Consider the following 19,356-nt stretch of genomic DNA (forward strand, 5'->3'; position numbering starts at 1 on the left):
GTCCACCGGATCCGGGTCGCCACCGGCGAGGCGGTCGGCGCGATGCTGGCGGACCTGGACCTCAATGGCACGCAGGCGCTGATCCTCGAAACGCTGGGGGAGACCGGTGCGACGAGCGCGGCGGAACTCGCGCGGCGCGCGCTGGTCACGCGACAGGCGCTGACCAGCCCGCTCAACGAGCTGCAGTCACGGGGGCTCGTGGCCCGGCCGCCCGGCAACGTGAACGCCCGGACGCGCCCGGTCGCGCTCACCGAGGACGGCCTGGCTCTCGTGGCGGCGCTGCGTGAGCGGATGCGGCTGATCGAGGACAGTGCCACGGCCGGGTTCGCCGCCGGGGAGATCGAAACCCTGCGCACGCTGCTCGCCCGTTACGCGACCGCGTGGGAGCAGCTCGCCGCTGACGGTCCGCGGTTGCGGACGATCGCGGCCGAAGTCCCCGTGGCGGTCGGCGAGCCACGCCGTTCCGCGCGGCGCCGCGGCGCCTGAAACCCCATAACTTCGAGGAGAATCCCATGCGCTGGTCGAGTTACCGGACAGCGAGCTCTGTGCCGCGGCTCGCCGTCGCCACGGACGACGGCCGGCTGCACGCCAGCCGGACCCACACCGGACTGGTCGACCTCCTCCGGGAGGGCGGCGATCTGGCGAGCGCGGCGGAGGAAGTGCTCGCCGACCCGCTCGAGGTGATCGCGCTGGACGACGTGGTGCTCACCGCGCCGATCCCGGAACCACCGTCCATTCGCGACTTCATGGCGTTCGAGGACCATCTCAAGCCCATCCTGGCCGCGCGCGGCGCGTCGATCGACCCGGCGTGGTACGAGATTCCCGTCTTCTACTTCACCAATCCCGCCGCCACACAGGGGCCGCGCGACGAGGTGCGCGCGGCGCCCGGTGCCGTCGAGCTCGACTACGAACTGGAAGTCGCCGCGGTCGTCGGCCGGCCCCTCGGTGACGCCGATCCGGCCACGGCGCAGGACGCCATCGCGGGCTACGTGCTCATGAACGACTGGAGCGCACGCGATCTGCAACGCCGCGAACGAGGTGCTGGGCTCGGGCCGGTGAAGGGCAAGGACTGGGCCACCAGCTTCGGCCCGTTCTTCGTCACGGCCGACGAGTTCCCGCTCGACGGCGAAACCGGACGGCCGGCCGTGACACTGCGCGCGAGTGTCAACGGGCGGCCCTACTCCGAGGGCAACCTCCGGGACCTCTACTGGACCTTCGGCGAGATGATCGCGTACGCGTCGCGCGGCACGCGGCTTCGTCCCGGTGACATCATCGGGTCGGGCACGGTCGGTACCGGATGCATCGCCGATCTGTCGGCCCGCCACGGCCTCGACCGGTACCCGTGGCTGCGGCCCGGCGACCGGGTCCGCCTCGAAGCGGGCAGGCTCGGCGCCATCGACACGGTGCTCGCGCCCGCGGCCGAGATCGTTCCGTTGCGCGGCTGACAGCGCCGTGTCGCGGACGGCGCCCGAAGTCACCGGTTCTGTCGGCAGAAGGTGACGAATCCTCGTCGTGTGGAGCCATTGACCCGGTAACTGTCGACACTTAAGCTGAAGCGGCAGTCGTGTCGCCGGAACGTCCACTGTGGATACATGCCAAAAGCACGGTGATCGATGATCACGCTCGGACATGGCTGATCAACTGTCGACAGAACTTCGTGATGGAGGAGCTCAGCGTGACCGATGAGGACCACCTGGCGAGGCCGGGCCGGCTCGCGGGCCGGATCGCCGTCGTCAACGGTGCCGGCAGTGTGGGACCGGGCTGGGGCAACGGCCGTGCGACTGCGGTGATCTTCGCCAGGGAAGGCGCCACCGTCGTGCTCACCGACCGCGACGCCGACGCGGTGAAGGTGACCGCGGAAGAGGTCCGGCGCGAGGGCGGCACGGCGCACACGCATCTGCTCGACGTCACAGATCCGGCCGCCGTCGCGGATTTCTTCGCGGAGTGCGAACGCGCGCACGGCCGGGTCGACGTCCTGGTGAACAACGTCGGTGGCTCGCGGGCGGGTGGCGTCGCCGAGCTGAGCGCCGAGGACTGGGAGGACCAGCTCCGGACCAACCTCACGAGCGCGTTCCTGTCCTGCAAGCACGTCGTGCCGATCATGAAGCACGCCGGCGGGGGAGCGATCGTCAACACCTCCTCGGCGTCCGGGCTGCGCTGGACCGGTGCCGCCCAGGTCGCCTACGCCTCGGCCAAGGCCGCGGTGATCCAGCTTTCGCGCGTCACCGCCGTGCAATACGCGCCGGACGGGATCCGGGTCAACACGGTCGTTCCCGGGCAGTTGCACACCCCGCTCGTCGAAGCGCGGCTCGCCGCGCAGCGCGCCGGCGGCGATGTCGAGGCGCTGCTCGCGCAGCGACAGGCGCGGATCCCGCTCGGGTTCATGGGCGACGGCCGTGACACCGCTTACGCCGCCCTGTTCCTCGCCTCGGACGAGGCTCGTTTCGTCACCGGGACCGAGATCGTGGTCGACGGCGGGATGACGGTGCGGTGTGACTGATTTCGCGACTTTTCCGGTGGGCTGCCCGCCGCCGCACCCGGCACCGCGCAAGCCCGCGCTCGTGCTGCCGCCCGGTTCCTGCGACGCGCACTGCCACGTCTTCGGCCCGGCGGCGATGTTCCCGTACGCCGGCGAACGGACGTTCACCCCGTTCGACGCCCCGAAGGAACAACTGGCGGCGCTGCACGCGCACCTCGGGATCTCCCGTGCCGTCGTGGTTCAGTCATCCGCGCATGGGCACGATCACCGTGCCCTGCTCGACGCGCTCGCCGCCGCTCCTGGGCGGCTGCGCGGCGTCGCGCTGCTCGGACCGGACAGCGGTGCGTCCGAGATCCGGCGGCTGCACGAGGCCGGGGTGCGTGGCTTCCGGCTGAACTTCCTGCCCCACCTGGGGCCGGGGCCGACCAGGCGGCAGATCGACGAGCACCGCGGGCTGGTCGCCGAACTCGGCTGGAGCACGCACGTCCACGTGCACGACCTGGCGGGCGCGGACAACCTTGTGCGGGCGGTGCCCGGCCGGATCGTGCTCGACCACCTCGGGCGAGCGGATCTGAGCCGTGGTCCGGACCGTGCGGTGACCGTCTTGCGGCGGCTGCTCGACACAGGACGGGTGTGGGTCAAGGTCAGCGGCGTCGACCGGATCTCGCTGGCCGGGCCGCCGTACGCCGACGGCGTCGCGCTCGCGGCCGCGGTGGTCGCCCACGCTCCCGGGCGGGTGTTGTGGGGAACCGACTACCCGCACGTGAACATCGCCGGCGCTGCGCCGGACGACGGGCTCCTGGTCGACCTCCTCGCACGGATCGCGCCGGACCCCGGTGACCGGTATCGGCTGCTCGTCGAAAACCCCGCCGAGGTGTTCGACTTCCCACCCTTAGTGTCGTCAGAATCGCGGTCAGTTGCGGGTCTGGTCGACCTTGATCCCGAATAGTGTCGACAGTACGATGCAGCTACCAGTGAAGGAGACAATGGTGTCCCACTCTTTCCCCCGCCTCGAACCCGGCAGGATTCCCCGGCGCAGCGCACTGCTCGCGGCTGCCGCCCTGGCCCTCGTCCCGGCTCTCGCCGCGTGCGGTTCCGGCGGTGCGGGTGGTGTAGCCGCAGGTTCGAACCGGATTACGGTGCTGCGTTCCTCCGGCGCGGTCTTCGAACCGCTCTATATCGCCGAGCAGCAAGGCTATTTCAAGGACGCCGGGCTGGATGTCACGATCAAGGAGGGAGCGGCGGACACCGCGCAGAACGCGCCGTCGGTCCTCAACGGCGAAGCGCAGTTCGCCATGACCGACGGCCAGGGCTTCCTGAAGGCCGCCGTGCAGGGCCTGCCCGTGCGCGCCACCACGTCACTGCAGTCCTCGAACTCGAAGACCAAAGCGACCGACGGCCTGCTCGTCAAGCCGGACAGCCCCATCAAGTCCTTCAAGGACCTCGAGGGCAAGACGGTCGGCATGCCGTCGCTGACCGGCAGTGTCCAGTTCATCTGCGAGTACCTGGTCAAGCAGGCGGGCGGCGATCCGAGCAAGGTCAACTACGTGGCCCTGCCGACGGCGTCGCTCAACGACTCGGTGCAGAGCGGGAAGATCGACGCCGCTTACACGTTCGCGTCCTTCTTCGACGCGGGCAAGCAGGCAGGCCTGCGGGCGATGGGCAACGGTATGAACGAGCTGCTCGGGTACAACCAGGGGCTGCTGTTCGCGAGCCAGAGCTACTTGCAGGCCAACGGGGACACGGCGAAGAAGTTCATCGACGCCGTCGCCAAGGGCATCGACTACGCCAACAGCCACCCCGACGCCGTACGGGCGGTGGACAAGCAGTACACCAAGCTCTCCGCCGACTACATCGACAAGGCACCGGTCAACTACTACGACAAGACCATCTACACCGGCGTCATGACGACCACCATCCAGATGTCGGTGCAGTTCGGCCTGCTGAGCAAGGCGCCGGACGAGAAGAACCTGTACTGGGACAAGGCGCCGACCGCCGCGAGCGCGGGGAACTGACCCATGGCGGCGTATCGGAGTGAGGGCGGCCCCGCGATCCGGCTGCTGCAGCTGGCGGCGCTCGTGGCGGTGGTCATTGTGTGGGCCCTGATCACCGAGGCGGGACTGTTCAGCGCCGCGGTGCTGCCCGGTCCCGGAGCGGTGGCCGGTGCGCTGGTCCAGGCGCTGGGTGACGGCTCATTCTGGGGTGCGCTCGGGGAAACCCTGCGCGGCGCGGTCACCGGGCTGGTCGCCGCGATCGTCATCGGCGTCCCGCTCGGGCTGATCACCGGCTCGTACCCGGTCGCCGAGGAGTCCACCCGGCTGCTCGTGGACGTCCTGCGGGCGTTCCCGGTGATCGCTCTGCTGCCGGTTTTCCTGCTGGTGCTGGGATCCACGCCGGAGATGAAGGCGACAGTGGTGTTCCTCGCCTGTGTGTTCCCGATGCTGCTGCAGGCTCAGTACGGCGCGCGGAGCGTCTCCGCCGCGGTCCGGGAGACCGTCCACGGTTACCGGATCCCGCGGCTGCTGCGCTTCCGTCGCGTCGTCCTGCCCGCGGCGTCACCGTCGATCATGACGGGGCTGCGGGTCGCGGCGACCATGTCGGTGCTCGTGGCGATCGGCGTCGAGGTGCTCACCACGCTGCCGGGCATGGGGCACGAAATCGTGCAGCGCCAGCAAGCCGGCGCTTCGGCCGAAGCGTACGCGTTCATCCTCGCCGCCGGCCTTCTCGGCTTCGGAATCAACCTGCTGGCCCAGACCTCGGAACGTCACCTGCTGCGGTGGCGCGCGCCGGCGCACACGAACTGAGAGGAGCCCGACATGCCGTGGAAGTCCTTCCTGCGCCAGTCGTGGCTGCCGGTCCTGATCCTCGTGCTGCTGCTGGTCTTCACCGCGGGCAGCACCGACTTCTACTTCCCGCCGGTGAGCACGATGCTGTCCACCCTGTGGACCGAGTTCGTCCACGGCGACCTGGTGGCGGACCTGGGGTTCAGTCTCCGCAACATCCTTTTCGGACTCGCGATCGCCACCGTCGTGGGCGTGGCCGCCGGCCTGGTGATCGGCGAGGTGCGCGTCCTGCGGCTGGCCACCGCGCCGCTGCTGGACTTCGCCCGCGCCACCCCGACCGTCGGGTTCGTGCCGGTCATCATCCTGGCGCTGGGCATCGGCACCGGGCCCAAGGTTTTCCTCATCTTCCTGGGCTCGGTGTGGCCGATCCTGCTCAACACCGTCAGCGGGGTCCAGGCCATCGTGCCCGCCGTGCACGAGACGGCCAGGAGCTACCGCATCCCCTGGTTCCTGCGCTTCCGCCGGGTCATCCTGCCCGGCGCGGTGCCGCAGATCGTGGCCGGCATCCGGGTCGCGCTGCAGATCGCCGTGATCCTCATGGTGGTCAGCGAGATCTACGGCTCGTCGGTCGGGCTCGGCAACTTCATCCTGCAGAGCGCGACCAACTTCGAGGTCGCCGACACCTGGGCGGGCACGATCCTGATCGGCGTGCTGGGCTACGTGCTCAGCGTCGCCCTGCTCATCGCCGAGCACTTCCTGCTCGGCTGGTACCACCAGCGGCCGCCGCGGCGGGCGGCCTCCCGCCCGGTCGCCGCGCAACCGCCCGAGATCGAGGAGGTCGTCGCATGACCCGTGGAGCCGAACTCGTCGTCGACAACGTCGGCGTGACCTACGGGCAGGGCGCGGCCGCGCACCACGTGCTCGGCGGGCTGACACTGAAGGTGGAGCCCGGCGAGTCGGTCTGCATTGTCGGGCCTTCCGGGGCCGGCAAGACGACGCTGCTGCGCTGTCTGTCCGGGCTTTCCAAGCCCACCGCCGGCACCGTGAGCTACGCCGGCCAGGCGCTGACCGGGCCACACTCCGACATCGCCGTGGTGTCGCAGGACTACCGGGGATCGTTGCTCCCGTGGATGCGCGTCTGGGACAACGTGGCGTTTCCCTTGCAGGGCAGGGGAGTCAAGCGTGCGCAGCGGCGACGGCGCGCCGAGGAGTGCCTGGCGTCCGTCGGCCTGCGCGACGTGGGCGACAAGTACCCGTGGCAGCTGTCCGGTGGGATGCAGCAGCGAGTGGCCATCGCCCGCGGGCTCGCCTACGACGCGCCGGTACTGCTGATGGATGAGCCGTTCGGCTCGGTCGACGCCCAGTCGCGGTTCGACCTGGAGGACCTCACGCTGCGGCTCCGCAGGGAGCTGGGCATCACGGTCGTGCTGGTCACCCATGACATCGACGAGGCGGTGTACCTGGGTGACCGGGTGATCGTCCTCGGTGGCAGACCGACCGGCGTGCTCGACACGCTGACCGTCGCGCTGGGCACCGACCGGGACCAGCTCTCGACGAGAGCGGAACCGCGGTTCGCCGAGCTGCGCACCCGGGTGCTGTCCCAGATCCGTGGCGAGGATTCGGCCGCGACGCCCGTCGTGGCCGCGCCCCACAAGGAAAGCGTCTGACCGGGGCGGACCACCGGTCTTCTCTCCCGCGGCCTCGTCGAGGCCAGCGGTGCGCAGCATGCCCTTCAACGGTCCGGAACCCCGACGAGGAGTACCTCCGTGCAGAAACCACCCGTGTTCACCGACGACGAGATCGCCACCTTCCGCGCCGAAATAGCCGGCCGGCGCGTGCCCGGTGCCTACGAGCCCGGTCGCTGGTCCGTGAGTCCGCTCAACCGGGACCCGGCCGTGGTCGGCGCGATGCCGCGCACCGTGCGGTTCCGCGACTCGACCCTGCGCTCCATCGAGGCGATGCCCGGCGTGGCGGCCGCCGAAGAGGCGAAGCTGACCTACGTGCGCCGCCTGGTCCGAGCCGGCGTCGCCGAGGTGACCGGTGCCGGTGCCGCCGGCCGCACCCTCGACGAGCTCAAGGCCGAGGTCGCCGCGGTGAAGGACGAGAGCGCCGACTGCGGGATCCTCTGCCCGCTGGTCTTCGCCGACGCCGACGTGGACCGCGCCGCCGAGGCGGGCTACGACGGCGTTCAGGTCTGGGTCGACGGGTTCGGCGAGACGTCGCAGATCTACAAGCGCATCTACGACCAGGCGTGGGCGGGTGAGGACTGGCGCGAGACCTCGCCGATCCGGACCCGCGCCCAGGTCGTCGGGTCGGCGGCGCGCCTGGTCGAGCGTGCCCGGGAACGCGGGTTGCGGGTCACCACGCCGATGCTCATGGTGTCCTACCTCAACGCCGAGCTGCTGCAGGAGACCGTCGCCGCGCTCGCCGCCGCCGGCGCGACGGAGCTGACCCTGTTCGACGGTCCGGGCGCGGTCGGCCCGGAGGCCTACGCCGCACTGGTCAGCCGGGTGCGGGAGCTGGCTCCGGACGTCGAGGTCGGGCTGCACCCGCACAACACGTTCGGCCTCGCGGTGGCCTGCGCGGTCGCGGCCGTGCGTGCGGGCGCGCGCACCATCGAGCTGTCGGCCAACGGTTACTGCGGTGGTCCCGGCAACGCCGACCTCGCCGCGACGACGCTCGCGTTCGAGGTCCTCTACGGGGTCGCGACCGGGGTCAGGATGTCCGAGCTGACCGCGCTGGCCCGTGCCGGCGAGGAGCTGACGGGTTACCGGGTCGCCTGGAACCATCCGGTCACCGGGCCGCTGGCCTTCAACTGGGGTGGGCTGGACTTCATCACGCAGGAGGTCACGGTCGACACGCTCCTGCACAACTGTCTGGAGCCGAGCTCCGTCGGCAACGAGCGGACGGTGCCGTTCACACCGTTCAGCGGCCCCTACACGCTGGCGGACAAGCTGTCCGAACTCGGCCTGGACCCCAGCAACGACCAGGTCGGCGACATCCTGCGCGCCTGCCGGGAGGAGATGGCCGCGAGCGGCGCGGTGCTGTCCGACGAGGACATCCGGAAGATCGCGCGCCGGGTCACCGGCGCGTGAGGGAGAGGAAGAGTGAGCATGGTACGAGTGCATGGTCCGAGTGAGGCCGAGCTGGCGAAGGCGATCAGCCGTTTCGAGGGCATCGTCGGCGCGAGCCACGTCCTAACCTCGGGCGCGGAGTTCGACGAGTTTCGCGACCCGTTCCAGCCCGCCGGCTGGACGGACTACCGGCCCTCGGTCGTGCTGCAGCCGGAGACGGTGGAGGAGATCCAGGCGATCGTGCGGGTCGCCGCCGAGCACGGCGTTCCACTGTGGACGAACAGTCAGGGACGCAACAACGGTTACGGTGGCGCGGGTCCGCGGCTGAACGGCTCAGTGACGGTGAACCTGCGCCGGATGAACAAGATCCTCGAGATCGACGACGACCTGTCCTACGCGCGCGTCGAGCCCGGCGTCAGCTTCCAGCAGCTGCACGACGCGCTCGTGGCCGGTGGCCACCCGCTGATGCTCTCGGTGCCCGACATCGGCTGGGGCAGCCTCATCGGCAACTCGCTCGACCACGGCGTCACGTATCTGGGGTACGGTCAGGACTTCCAGGCTCCGTGCGGGATGGAGGTTGTGCTCGCCGACGGGCAGGTGCTGCGCACCGGGATGGGCGGCGTGCCGGGCAGCGCGACCTGGAACCTGTACCGGCGCGGTCTCGGGCCGTCTCTGGACCAGCTGTTCATGCAGTCGAACTTCGGCATCGTCACGAAGATGGGCGTGTGGCTCCAGCCACAGCCCGAGGCCATCATGCCCGTGACCGTCACCGTCGACGCCGAGGACGACATCCGCGCCCTCGTCGACACGCTGCGCGCGCTGCTGCTCGACCGCACCGTCGAAGGCGTGCCCTGCATCTTCAACACCCCGAGCGCCGCGGCGATGGTGTCGAACCGCAAGGACTGGTACGACGGCGAAGGCCCCATGCCCGAGGAGGTCCTCGACCGGATCGGCCGGGAACTGGGCATCGGGCGCTGGATGCTGCGGATGGCGCTGTGGGGCGACAGTGCGATCGTGGACCACAAGTTCGAGAAAGTGCGGGCAGCGTTCTCCACTATCCCCGGTGCGAAGATCCGTGGGGAGAAGACGACCCCGGACGGCGCGCGGGAGCTGGAAAGCGCTTCCGATCGCGTGGTGACCGGCGTGCCGAGCCTCGACCTCGTCGGCATGGCGGGCTGGGCGGCCGGGAACTACGGCGGGCACATGGACTTCGCACCCGTGGTTCCGTTGCGGGGCACCGAAGTCCTGGAGTTCGTCAAGACGTTCCGGCCCCTGGTCGAGGAAGCCGGGCTGGACTACAAGACCGATCTGATGGCGATCAACGCGCGTAGCGGGATCTACGTCAGTGGCAGCAACTTCGACTTCCGCGACGAGGAGGGCACCCGCAAGGTCTACGACATCGTCGCGAAGCTGATCCAGGAGGCGGGAAAACGCGGGTACGGCCCGTACCGCTCGCACCTGGACTTCATGGACCTGGCCGCCGACCAGTTCTCCTTCGGTCACCACGCGTACCGCAGGTTCGTCGAGAAGATCAAGGATGCGGTCGACCCCGCGGGCATCCTCTCCCCGGGCAAACAGGGCATCTGGCCGTCGGGAATGCGTGAGGGCTGACCGGAGGGCAACCGCGGTGTGGCCGCCCGCGTGGCACGCGGGCGGCCACACCGCCAGGATCACGAAGCCGGCGGGGGCGTGCCGCCCGGCGGGAGGCCACCGGACGTGTCGCTGTCGTCGGCGCCGACGGCCGTGTCGGACAGGTCGAGGCCGATCGCGAAGTTCGCGCTGTAGCCGTGGCCCAGCCTGCGGGGGCGCAGGACCATCTGGTCACCGCCCTCGGCGTAGATGAAGTCGGTGTCGTTGGTGGTGTCCGGTGCGCCTTCGTCGATGTAGGGCGCCGTGTTGAGGTAGGTGGCCTTGAACTCCTCGGTGAAGTAGAGCTGCGAGGTGAACTCGTACGGGTTGCCGTCGGTGCCGGTGGTGCGGATCTTGATGTGGATGTGCACGGTCCGGCCGGTGTACCAGCCCGGCAGGATCGTGGTGAACCGGACGTTGCCCGCGCCGTTGGTCAGCTGGTACCCGCGCAGGTACTTCTTGCCCGTGGTGTTCTCCACCGCCATGTCGGAGTAGATGCCCCGTGCGTCGCACTGCCAGATGTCGACCTGCGCGCCGCGGAGCGGGGCACACCGGCCGTTGACCTGGAGCACCTGCAGGTCGAGCCGCAGCGGGATGCCTTCGACCACGGAGCCGTCGGAGGGGTCGCTGCGGATGTCGGAGCGGTTGAGCATTTCGTCGACGAAGTACGGGCCCTCGATCGCTTCGGGTTTGGCGACGCAGTCGACGGTCCGGCCGGCTTCCGCCGGTGTGCTGCCTTGCGCGATGCCTGCTCCGGTGAGGGTCAGCACGGCGCCTGTGCCACCGAGGATGGCCAGTGCCCGGCGCCGGCTGACCACACTGCCCACCGGGCGGTCGTCGTCATGCATTCACATTCTCCTTCGGTCGGTTCGGGAAAAACCCGTTTTCGGACCGTAGGGGCGGTTCCTGAGGACCAGTCCGGTGAACACTGTGAACGAGCTATGTGTTCCGGCTCGAACCGATGTTCGTTGAACGACCACCCCCGCCCGTTCGCCCCCGTGGTCCGGCAACATCCGGCCGAGGAAGCGCGGGAGTGGAGTGGAGATGACCCAACGTCGCAGTACACCCGAGATCGCCATCGTCGGCGCCGGGATCGGCGGTCTCGCGGCCGCCGCGTTCCTCCACCGGGCAGGTCTGCCGTGCAGGCTGTACGAGCAGGCACCCGAGCTGAAGGAGGTGGGCGCGGGCCTGGTCGTGGCGCCCAACGCCGCCCGGTTGCTGCGCCGGCTCGGCGTACTCGGGGAACTGGAGCGGCGGGCCGTGCGGCTGGACGTCGGCTGGGAGTTCCGCCGCTGGCAGGACGGCACCGTGCTGTCCGCCGAAGAACTCACGGCGTCCTGCGAAAGGCTCTACGGCGAGCAGACCTACACCGTGCACCGCGCGGACCTGCTCGAGATCGTCCGGGCGGCCGTTCCCGACGGCGCAATCCAGCTGGGCAGGCGATGCGTCGAACTGATGCAGCGCGGTGACCGTCCGGCGCTGCGCTTCGACGACGGCGAGGTCGTCGAGGCCGACGTCGTGATCGGTGCCGACGGTGTCCACTCGGTCGTGCGCCGCGCTCTCACCGGGTCACCCGCCCCCGTGTACTCGGGGATGTGCGCGTTCCGTGCGCTGGTACCGGCGGAACGGGCGCCGTCACTGGCCCGCCGCAACGCGCAGACACTCTGGATCGGTCCGGACCACCACCTGGTGCACTACCCGATCTGCGCCGGGAAACTGGTGAACCTCGTCGCGTTCGCCCCGGCCGGGGACTACTCGGTGGAGTCGTGGTCGGCGACCGCGACGGTCGAGGAGTTCCTGGCCGAGTTCGAGGGGTGGGACCCGCGGTTGCTCGAGCTGATCCGCGCGGGCGGTGTGCCGGGACGCTGGGCGTTGCTCGACCGGGCGCCACTGTCCCGGTGGAGCCACGGTCCGGTGACGCTGCTGGGGGACGCCGCGCACCCGATGTTCCCGTTCTTCGCACAGGGCGCGGCACAGGCACTCGAAGACGCCGCGGTACTGGCCCGGTGCCTGGCCGCGGACGCCACCGATCCGTCCGGGGCGCTCCAGCGCTACGAAGCGCTGCGGATTTCACGCACCACGAAGCTGCAGCAGATCAGCCGCGGGCGGTCGCACATCAACCACCTGCCCGACGGCCCCGACCAGCAAGCCCGGGACGCGGCGTTCGCGGACAGCGATCCGCTGGTCGCCAACGGCTGGATCTACGAGTACGACCCCGACGCCACCCCGGCGTTCTCGGGCTGAGCACCGGTACCGCTGACAACGCCGTCAGGAGGAGACAGAGGTGAGAACACGGAGTGTGTACTGGGTTCTGGGCATCTGCTGGGCGACCATCGTCTTCGACGGTTACGACCTGATCGCCTTCGGCAGCGTGCTGCCGGACCTGCTGCGCTACCGGGCCTGGGGACTGGACGCGGCCGAGGCCGGGCGGATCGGCAGCCTCGCACTGGTCGGGATGCTGCTCGGTGCCCTGGTGGCCGGCACGGTGACCGATGTACTGGGGCGGCGGCGGATCATGCTGAGCTGCCTGGCCTGGTTCTCGGTGGCGATGCCGCTGACGGGCCTGGCCCCGAACCCCGCGGTCTTCGGTCTGCTGCGTTTCGCGACAGGCCTGGGCCTGGGCGGAGTCGTACCGACGGCCATCGCGCTGACCATCGAGTACTCGCCGTCCGCGCGGCGGCAGCTGCACAACGCGCTGATGTACTCGGGTTACTCGGCCGGCGGCGTGCTCGCCGCGGTGCTCGCCCTCGTCGTGCTGCCGGCCGGCGGATTCCGGATGATGTTCTTCCTCGGTGCCGCGCCGCTCGTGCTGATTCTGCCGCTGGCGTACTGGTTGCTGCCGGAATCGGTGTCGTTCCTGGTTGCCCGCGGGCGGGAGGAGGAAGCCCGCCGCTACGCCGCTCGCTACCGGATCGAAGTGCCCGGCGTCGCCGCGACCGCGGCGGAACGACCGCGGGCCCTCGAATCGATCCGGCTCCTGTTCTCCCGCCGGTACCTCCGAGGCACGGTGGTGTTCTGGCTGATTTCCCTGATCGGACTGCTCCTGGTCTACGGGCTCAACACCTGGTTGCCGGAGGTCATGCGGCGGTCCGGCTACTCACTGGGCTCCTCGCTGGTGTTCCTGCTGGTCTTCAATGCGGGCGCGGTCGTCGGCGTCATCGCGGCGGGCGCGCTGGCGGACCGGATCGGGGAGCGGCTGGTGGTCGCCGGCGCTTTCTTGGTGGCCGCGGTGTCGGTGCTGCTGCTGGCGTCCCGTCCTCCGGCGGGACCACTGCTGGTCCTGACGGCGGTGGCGGGCTTCGGCGCGAACACCCAGACACTGGTCAACGCGTTCGTGGGCGGCCACTACCCGCCGGCCGCGCGGGCGACCGCTCTGGGCTGGGCACTGGCGGTGGGCAGGATCGGCGGCATCATCGGCCCGACCTACGGCGGGCTGCTCGTGACCGCTGTGCAGAACGGAACCCTCGGAGCGGGTTGGAGTTTCTACGGGTTCGCGATCCCGGCCGTCGTCGCGGCCGTCGCGATTCCCCTCGTTCCGCGTTCACGGGGCGCGGACGACGACCGGAAGGAACGGACAGATGCGGTTCGTGCATGAGAGTCCGCCGCAGCGGGTGCGGTTCGCGTCCGGGGAAGCGGCAGGCGCGCTGGGGGAGGAGGTGGACCGTCTGGGCGCGTCGCGGGTGATGGTGATCGCTGCGCCACCGGAAGCCCGCCTCGCGGAGGAGGTGACCGCAGGCCTTCCGGTGGTGCACCGGCACGACGACGTCGCGATGCACGTCCCGCTCGCCGTCGCGGAACGGGCGCGGAACGCCGCCCGCGACCGCGGAGTGGACCTCGTGGTGACCGTGGGCGGGGGTTCCACGACCGGCCTGGGAAAGGCGGTCGCGCTCACCACCGGCCTGCCCGTCGTCGCGGTGCCCACCACCTACGCCGGTTCGGAGGCGACCAGCGTGTGGGGCCTGACCGAGGACGGCCGCAAGACCACCGGGACCGACGCGCGCGTCCTGCCCCGCGCGGTGGTGTACGACGCCGCGCTGACGGTGTCGCTGCCCGTGCCGATGAGTGTCGCGTCCGGACTGAACGCGCTGGCGCACTGCGTAGACTCGATGTGGGGCCCGCGGGCCGACCCGATCGACCGCGTCCTGGCGGCCGAGGGAGCACGTGCCCTGGCCGCCGGACTGCCGAAGATCACGGCGGAACCCACCGGGCTGGCCGGACGAGAGCAGGCCCTGTACGCGACCTACCTGTCGGCGCGGGCGTTCTCTTCGGCGGGTTCCGGGCTGCACCACAAGATCTGCCACGTCCTGGGCGGCCGGTACAACCTCCCGCACGCCCAGACCCACGCCGTGGTCCTGCCCCACGTGCTCGCCTTCAACGCGCCCGCGGCACCCGAAGCCGAGGAACGCCTCGCCGCGGCCTTCGGCGCCTCGTCGGCGATCGAGGGGCTGCACCGGCTCCGGCAGGCTGTCGACGCGCCGAAGGCGTTGCGGGACTACGGGTTCGAAGAGCGTGACATCGACCCCGTGGTGCCCGCGATCCTCGAGTCGGTACCGGAGGGCAATCCCCGCGCGGTGACAGCCGGGGACGTGCGGCGTTTGCTGCACGCGGCGTGGGAGGGCGCCGATCCACGAACCCCGTCGACGGAAAGGGAGAACTGAGCAGTGGGCGACACGCAGCAGGCACGGGAAGAGGCGTTGGTCCAGGAGGTCCTGGCCTCCTTCGACGGCACCGGGGACCCACGGCTGAAGTTCGTCATGCAGGCACTGACGAGGCACCTGCACGCGTTTCTGCGTGAGGTGCGGCTGACCGAGCAGGAGTGGGCCCGCGCCATCGAGTTCCTCACCGCCGCCGGTCACATCACCGATGACAAGCGGCAGGAGTTCGTGCTGCTGTCCGACGTGTTCGGCGCGTCGATGCAGACGGTCTCGATGAACAACGAGGCCGACGCGAACGCGACCGAGGCCACGGTGCTCGGCCCGTTCTTCACCGAAGGATCACCGGAAGTCCCGCTGGGCGGCGACATCTCCGGCGGTGCGGCCGGGCAGCCGTGCTGGGTCGAGGGCACCGTCTCCGACACCGCGGGGAAGCCGATTCCCGGCGCCCGCCTGGAAGTCTGGGAGTGCGACGAAGACGGGTTCTACGACGTGCAGTACCGCGACGACCGCGTCGCCGCCCGTGGGCACCTGTTCAGCGACGCCGACGGTGGCTACCGGTTCTGGGCGCTGACCCCGGTGCCCTACCCGATTCCGCACGACGGCCCGGTCGGCGCGCTGCTCGACGCCACGGGCCGGTCGCACATGCGCGCCGCGCACCTGCACTTCAAGGTCAGCGCACCGGGCAAGCGCACGCTGATCACGCACATCTTCGTGCGCGGCGGCGAGTACCTGGACCGGGACGCGGTGTTCGGGGTGCGGGACTCGCTCATCGCGGACTTCACCGAGCAGCCGGCCGGTGCGCCGACACCGGACGGCCGCGAGCTGGGCACCGCCACGTGGACCAGGACCCGGTTCGACATCGTCCTGCCGGACGCGACCTGACACAGCGATCACCTCCGCTCATGGGCGCGCTCGGCGACGACGACGGCACCGTCGAGCTCGTGCGCACCTACTGCGACAGGTGATCCCGATCCGGACGTCACGCCCAGCGCGGACCGGTCGGTCGGGCGTGGGTGGCGAGCTGCTCTCACGCCCGACCGACCGGAAATCCGTGCTCAGTCTTTCGCGAGTTGCCTGACAGACAGCTGTGCCGATCCCTGGCTGCCGCGACGGTTCCGGCGCAGCTGTGCCAGAGCGGCGCACCCCAGCACGACGACGGACCAGAACACGATGAGCGCCCAGCCGAACGCGTCGGGGCCAAGGCTGCTCACCACCGCGGTGAACGTCAGCGGGAGCGCGATGGCCGCCAGCCGGCCCGCGGAGTAGGCCAGCCCGCTGCCCCGTCCCCGCAGCTCGGTCGGCCACTGCTCGGAGGTGATGCGGTTGAGCAGCGGACTGAACACTCCGAAAAGGATCGCGTGGACCGAGCCACAGAGGATGACCAGTGTGACGTCGCCGGTGAAACCGAGGAGCCCGCCCGCGACGGCGCACAGGGACGCCAACACGACGGCGGCGCGCAAACCCTGGACGCGCTTGGCCAGGAACGTCGCGGCGAGCGACCCGACGAGGGTGCCGATGGTCAGGAGCGTCGAGACGGTCAGGCTGCGTTCGACGGAGAAACCTCGCAGTCCCAGGATCGTCGGTACCCACGTCGCCATGAGTTGCACGATCGCGGTCTGGGCGATCCAGATCAGCATGAGCAGAACCAGGGGGTGCACCAGGCCCGCTCGCAGGAAGGTGGTCGCGGGACTGCCGGGCCCGGCCGGTGCCGCGGGTTCCACCGTGGCGACGGGCTCGGGCAGGGCTGTGCCACCGCGTGTCGCCGCGCGCTCCAGCTTGGCGACAGCCGCTTCAGCCTCTTCGCGTAGCCCCCGCGATTTCAACCAGGTCGGCGATTCGGGGAGACGGAAGAGCGCGAAGAGGGTGAGGATGCCGATCACCCCGATGCCGAACACGAATCGCCAGCCATCCGGGCCGGATGGCACGACGACGCGTGCGAACGCCGTGATTCCGGTGACGGCAAGGCTTCCGACGAAGTACGTTCCGGCGACCGCCGCGCCGCGGCGATGGGACGGAACGAGTTCGACCAGATAGGTCAACGCGATCACGTAGAGCGTCCCCATGCCGATTCCTCCGGCGAGCCGCGCGATCAGCAGGCTCCCTTGGCCTGTCGCCAGTGCCGCCGCCAGCGAAGCGAGTGCGGTCACCACGTGGCCCGCGATCAAGATGCGCTTGCGGCCCCACCGGTCCGCGATCCAGCCGGCGCTGGAGGCCCCGATCATCAGCCCCAGGTAGGTGGCCGACACCACGGTTCCGAACTGCGACAACGAGATCCCGAGCTCCTTCTGCACGGGGGCGGACACGGAGCCGAGGGCGAGCATGTCCGCGAATTCGAAGGCGTAGGAGACCGCGGCCACCACGATGACGAGGAGCACGGGGCCGCGTACGGGCAGCCGGTCCAGTCTCGCGCGGAGCGACGGAGAATTCCCGTCCGGTGGCAGTGCGGGTCGAACAGAGGACATGATGTCTCCCGATGCGATGTGGTCGACTGAAAGCTCAACGTCGTTGTCGTGCGTGTCCTCGGCTATGCCTCGGCACTCGAGAAGAGCCTAGTGCTCACTAGGAGATGCCTAGCGCGCGTTAGGGCGATGCTAGCAATGGCACGGCCAGGTGCCAAGAGGCGGAACGAGAGAGTCCGTGGGAGAAGGCCAAAAGGTCGATCTCCGTGTGGGCCGCGACGCTGCCAGGTAAGGCAACGTCGGCGAATTCCACGGGATGCTCAGGAAGCTGTGTGACCTTCAGTCCGATGTGGAGTCACATGAGCCGCGTCTGGAAGAACACCGGAACCCGCGGCTTGCAAGAAACCTCGCTGCGCGCGACAACCCAGATCAGCGATACCGACCGCGGCGTACCGGATGTCGACCGCCGAGTACGCCACGCCTATGAGGATCAATGGCGCGCAGGCCCGCACGAGGTTCCCGGGATCGAGGTCCGTCGGGCCGGGCCGAGTGGTTCGCCGCCGGCGCGCTCAGGCGCACGCGGGGGCGGGTCACCGGTGAACCTCCCTGTGCCAGTAGGCGCCGCCGCCCGAGAGTCGCAGATCACTTTAGCGTTGCTCGCGCGTAAGTCAAGGGTATTGCGGCGGCGAAGCGCGGTCTAGCTCGCCAGTGTCGGCGCGCGTGTGGCAAGGCGACGTTGACTTATGCATATATCAAGCATAAGCTTCGGGCGAAGCAAGGCGTTTCTCGTGCTGTCCGCGGATCCTTGGGAGGACAAAGATGTTCGACGAATTGGTGTTGCCCGAGAGGGCGGAGCTGCGGAAGGAACGGGATGGTAGCTCCGTCCTGTCCCTGAACCTGCGGCTTCCCTGGTATCGCGCGCTGCCGCTGTCCTGTGTCAACGAGCTCGAGCTGGCGATCGACGGCACACCGATCGCTCCGGACGACGTGACGATCGGTGTGGGGGACGGTTTCCATTCACTCGCCGAGGTGCAAAGCCTCGACAACACGTGGTGGTTCCAGCTCGACACCGCGGAAGCGCGCATTCCCAACAAGAACGGCGTGCAGCCCGGTGAGCACACGGTCGCGATCAGCCTCGGGCTGCGCATCCCGTACCGAGCGGATCCGAGTGACGAGCCCGAGTTCACCCAGACCGCCGAGTACACGCGTTCCGTCCGCTTCGAAGGAGGGGACCTCTGATGGGGCTTCCCAAGCTTGGTGTCACTCTCTACAGCTTCAACGCTGACTACTACACGTACCGCTACTCGTTCGACGACTGCATGGCCGCCGTCGGTTCGCTGGGCCCGGGCCAGGGAGTCGAAGTCGTCGGACCGCAGATGATCCGCGGCTTCCCCGACCTTTCGCCGGAGTTCGAAGCCCGGTTCAACCGGCTGGTCGAGCGGCACGACCTGCGGCCGAGTGCTTATGGTGCGTACGTCGACGGGTCTCGTCTCAAGGGGCAGTACGCGCCACGGGACGAGCAGATCGACTACTTGGCCAGGCAGATCCGGGCCGCGGCACGCCTGGGCTTCAAAGTGATCCGGATGCCGCTGTCCAACGTCGTGCTGGAGGACATGCTGCCCTACGCCGAGCGGTACGACGTGAAGATGGGCATGGAAATTCATGCACCGATGACGGTCGAGACGCTGGAGCCGGTGATCGAGCAGGTCAAGCGTGCAGACTCGCCCTACCTGGGGTTCACGCCCGACTGCGGGACGATGTGCCACTCGCCGGCGACAGTTTACGCCCGGCGGTTCCGGGAGCAGGGCGTGCCGGACAAGATCGTGGACCACGTTCTCGCGCGCTGGCAGGACAGGGTTTCGTCCAGGGTGATCGCGGAAGAGGTGGCCGAACTCGGCGGCGGGAAGCTCGGCGAGGTCATGGCGATCGAAAGTGGGATCTACTTCGGACACGGCGAACCCGAGGCGCTCAAGGAGATCCTGCCGCACATAGTCCACGTGCACGGCAAGTTCTTCGGGATCGACGACAGCGGTACCGACTCCGCCGTGCGTTTCCCGGAGATCATCTCGATCCTGGTCGCAGGCGGGTACGACGGGTTCATCTCGTGTGAGTACGAGGGCCACCACTGGGATCGTGATCTGGACGCTCTCGAGCAGATCCGCACGGTTCAGCGGTTCATCAGCGGCCGCGTCGAAGCCGCGGGCAAGCAGGCCTGACCACTTGCCGGGGCGGCGCGCGGGTTCCGCGTGCCGCCCCAGCGATGCGTCATCACGGAAACGTGTGCCGTTGCCCCGAAGTGTCGACCGGTGCTTCTTCGCGTGGCCGGTTCACGTGGTC

Annotated in this window: 18 protein-coding genes; 16 read left to right on the top strand and 2 right to left on the bottom strand. The window is 69.5% G+C overall.

Annotated features, from left to right (window positions below):
• From FHX82_RS36095 to FHX82_RS36140, 10 genes are all read left to right on the top strand, one after another.
• A partial coding sequence (locus FHX82_RS36095; RefSeq protein ID WP_183177065.1) for a MarR family winged helix-turn-helix transcriptional regulator occupies positions 1-486 on the top strand: 486 nt, incomplete at its 5' end.
• Positions 487-512: 26 nt separating this feature from the next.
• Positions 513-1,445, top strand: a complete 933-nt coding sequence (locus FHX82_RS36100) for a fumarylacetoacetate hydrolase family protein (protein ID WP_145933505.1) — start codon at positions 513-515, stop codon at positions 1,443-1,445.
• A 230-nt stretch (positions 1,446-1,675) separates the two neighbouring features.
• A complete protein-coding gene (locus tag FHX82_RS36105) occupies positions 1,676-2,500 on the top strand; it encodes an SDR family NAD(P)-dependent oxidoreductase (protein ID WP_229880260.1) in 825 nt (274 codons plus the stop codon).
• Complete coding sequence (locus FHX82_RS36110) at positions 2,493-3,428, top strand: amidohydrolase family protein (protein WP_145933507.1); 936 nt, start codon at positions 2,493-2,495, stop codon at positions 3,426-3,428. The genes FHX82_RS36105 and FHX82_RS36110 overlap by 8 nt, the downstream gene beginning before the upstream one ends.
• Positions 3,429-3,618: 190 nt before the next feature.
• Positions 3,619-4,494, top strand: coding sequence for an ABC transporter substrate-binding protein (locus tag FHX82_RS36115; protein ID WP_183177066.1), 876 nt, complete (start codon positions 3,619-3,621; stop codon positions 4,492-4,494).
• Between the two features lie 3 nt (positions 4,495-4,497).
• Positions 4,498-5,283, top strand: coding sequence for an ABC transporter permease (locus tag FHX82_RS36120; RefSeq protein WP_145933509.1), 786 nt, complete (start codon positions 4,498-4,500; stop codon positions 5,281-5,283).
• Positions 5,284-5,295: 12 nt separating this feature from the next.
• The gene (locus FHX82_RS36125; RefSeq protein ID WP_145933510.1) at positions 5,296-6,111 is read left to right on the top strand and encodes an ABC transporter permease; all 816 of its coding nucleotides are present in this window, start codon (positions 5,296-5,298) and stop codon (positions 6,109-6,111) included.
• The gene (locus FHX82_RS36130) at positions 6,108-6,929 is read left to right on the top strand and encodes an ABC transporter ATP-binding protein (protein WP_145933511.1); all 822 of its coding nucleotides are present in this window, start codon (positions 6,108-6,110) and stop codon (positions 6,927-6,929) included. Before FHX82_RS36125 ends, FHX82_RS36130 begins: the two co-directional genes overlap by 4 nt.
• Positions 6,930-7,028: 99 nt before the next feature.
• The gene (locus FHX82_RS36135; protein WP_145933512.1) at positions 7,029-8,357 is read left to right on the top strand and encodes a hydroxymethylglutaryl-CoA lyase-like TIM-barrel protein; all 1,329 of its coding nucleotides are present in this window, start codon (positions 7,029-7,031) and stop codon (positions 8,355-8,357) included.
• Positions 8,358-8,384: 27 nt separating this feature from the next.
• Positions 8,385-9,947 (top strand): FAD-binding oxidoreductase, encoded by a 1,563-nt coding sequence (locus tag FHX82_RS36140; protein WP_183177067.1) that lies wholly within the window; start codon positions 8,385-8,387, stop codon positions 9,945-9,947.
• Positions 9,948-10,006: 59 nt separating this feature from the next.
• Here FHX82_RS36140 and FHX82_RS36145 read toward each other — a convergent pair whose 3' ends face one another.
• A complete protein-coding gene (locus FHX82_RS36145; RefSeq protein ID WP_145933514.1) occupies positions 10,007-10,813 on the bottom strand; it encodes a dioxygenase family protein in 807 nt (268 codons plus the stop codon).
• A gap of 196 nt (positions 10,814-11,009) precedes the next feature.
• Between FHX82_RS36145 and FHX82_RS36150 the strand changes: the two genes are divergently transcribed.
• From FHX82_RS36150 to FHX82_RS36165, 4 genes are read left to right on the top strand one after another with little or no spacing between them, the layout of a single operon-like run.
• A complete protein-coding gene (locus FHX82_RS36150; protein ID WP_145933515.1) occupies positions 11,010-12,209 on the top strand; it encodes an FAD-dependent monooxygenase in 1,200 nt (399 codons plus the stop codon).
• Positions 12,210-12,249: 40 nt separating this feature from the next.
• A complete protein-coding gene (locus FHX82_RS36155; RefSeq protein ID WP_229880258.1) occupies positions 12,250-13,560 on the top strand; it encodes an MFS transporter in 1,311 nt (436 codons plus the stop codon).
• Complete coding sequence (locus FHX82_RS36160) at positions 13,544-14,623, top strand: maleylacetate reductase (RefSeq protein ID WP_145933516.1); 1,080 nt, start codon at positions 13,544-13,546, stop codon at positions 14,621-14,623. The genes FHX82_RS36155 and FHX82_RS36160 overlap by 17 nt, the downstream gene beginning before the upstream one ends.
• Positions 14,624-14,626: 3 nt before the next feature.
• Positions 14,627-15,502 carry a hydroxyquinol 1,2-dioxygenase gene (locus FHX82_RS36165; protein ID WP_229880257.1) on the top strand — a complete coding sequence of 292 codons (876 nt, stop codon included), beginning with the start codon at positions 14,627-14,629 and terminating at the stop codon, positions 15,500-15,502.
• Between the two features lie 173 nt (positions 15,503-15,675).
• Here FHX82_RS36165 and FHX82_RS36170 read toward each other — a convergent pair whose 3' ends face one another.
• Positions 15,676-16,995 (bottom strand): MFS transporter, encoded by a 1,320-nt coding sequence (locus FHX82_RS36170; protein WP_183177068.1) that lies wholly within the window; start codon positions 16,993-16,995, stop codon positions 15,676-15,678.
• 843 nt (positions 16,996-17,838) lie between these two features.
• Between FHX82_RS36170 and FHX82_RS36175 the strand changes: the two genes are divergently transcribed.
• Both FHX82_RS36175 and FHX82_RS36180 read left to right on the top strand, forming a co-directional pair.
• A complete protein-coding gene (locus tag FHX82_RS36175) occupies positions 17,839-18,258 on the top strand; it encodes a C-glycoside deglycosidase beta subunit domain-containing protein (protein ID WP_145933518.1) in 420 nt (139 codons plus the stop codon).
• Positions 18,258-19,235, top strand: coding sequence for a sugar phosphate isomerase/epimerase family protein (locus FHX82_RS36180; RefSeq protein ID WP_145933519.1), 978 nt, complete (start codon positions 18,258-18,260; stop codon positions 19,233-19,235). Before FHX82_RS36175 ends, FHX82_RS36180 begins: the two co-directional genes overlap by 1 nt.
• Positions 19,236-19,356 lie beyond the last annotated feature (121 nt).

This window comes from Amycolatopsis bartoniae, from assembly GCF_014191255.1.
Lineage (GTDB): Bacteria > Actinomycetota > Actinomycetes > Mycobacteriales > Pseudonocardiaceae > Amycolatopsis_E > Amycolatopsis_E bartoniae.